The sequence below is a fragment of the Oleiphilus sp. HI0132 genome (assembly GCF_001635845.1).
Genome location: NZ_LWGJ01000119.1, coordinates 1 through 1020, shown reverse-complemented (window position 1 = coordinate 1020; position 1020 = coordinate 1). Strand labels below are relative to the sequence as shown.

At 41.7% G+C, this 1020-nt stretch carries 1 protein-coding gene and 1 pseudogene; both read left to right on the top strand.

From position 1 onward, the window contains the following. Positions 1–185: 185 nt before the first annotated feature. Positions 186–398, top strand: a complete 213-nt coding sequence (rpmE, locus tag A3766_RS01560) for a 50S ribosomal protein L31 (protein WP_068509060.1) — start codon at positions 186–188, stop codon at positions 396–398. 235 nt (positions 399–633) lie between these two features. Next, a pseudogene (locus A3766_RS01555) lies at positions 634–1020 on the top strand (malate dehydrogenase); the annotation flags it as partial.

Sequence of the window (1020 nt, the reverse complement as noted above, 5' to 3'; positions counted from 1 at the left end):
GTCTTAAAAATTGGCAGTCACTCTGTCTTTTGTCTAAAAATTTGTTTTCAAGGCAAGTTTGAAGGTGTAAAGATAGATGGGAAGCCCCCTTTCGTGCGGTGCCTTAACGGCTCTTCTGGTTTTTTATAAGCTAAAAGAAGAGTGATAAGTGTAAGGTGGCGGCATAATTGAATTAGAGGTGTGCAATGAAAGAAGCTATTCATCCTGATTACCAGGAAATCGAAGCAAAATGTGGTTGTGGTAACGTTATTAAAACACGTTCTACGCTATGTAAAGATATTACTCTGGACGTATGTTCAGCATGTCACCCATTCTATACTGGTAAGCAGAAAGTAATGGATACAGGTGGTCGTATTGATAAGTTCAAGAAGCGTTTCGGCAGCCGTATCGGCGGCTAAGCTTTGTTTGGCGAGTTGCCAAAGAACTAAGATATTCCGAAAAAGAGCGCTTGTCGCTCTTTTTTCGTCTGGTTATTTGATGATTTCGGTCAAATGACAATAAAAAAGTTACGGCGTATTATCATTTGATAATTGTCCCTAGGGAATAAGTGATGTCATAATGTGCGCCGCGGACAGGCTTTAGGGCTTTAATGTCCCTGAAAGAACCTAAACGGAAAAACCAAAACGGTAGAATATAATGTCAGATTTCAAACAAGATGCTCTAGATTACCATGAGTTCCCGAAGCCAGGGAAAATCAGCGTAGAACTTTCTACTCCTGCTCAAACCTCTCGCGACCTTTCTTTGGCTTATAGCCCAGGTGTTGCAGAGCCAGTTAAGGAAATTGCTGCTGACCCGGAAAATGCATATAAGTACACTGCTAAAGGTAACTTGGTAGCGGTTATTACTGATGGTACTGCGATTCTTGGTCTGGGTGACTTAGGTCCTTTGGCTTCTAAGCCTGTAATGGAAGGTAAGTCTCTTCTTTTCAAACGTTTTGCTGGCGTTGATTCAATCGACATCGAAGTTGAATCTGAAAGCCCTCAAGCATTTATCGACACAGTGCGTCGTATTGCGATTACT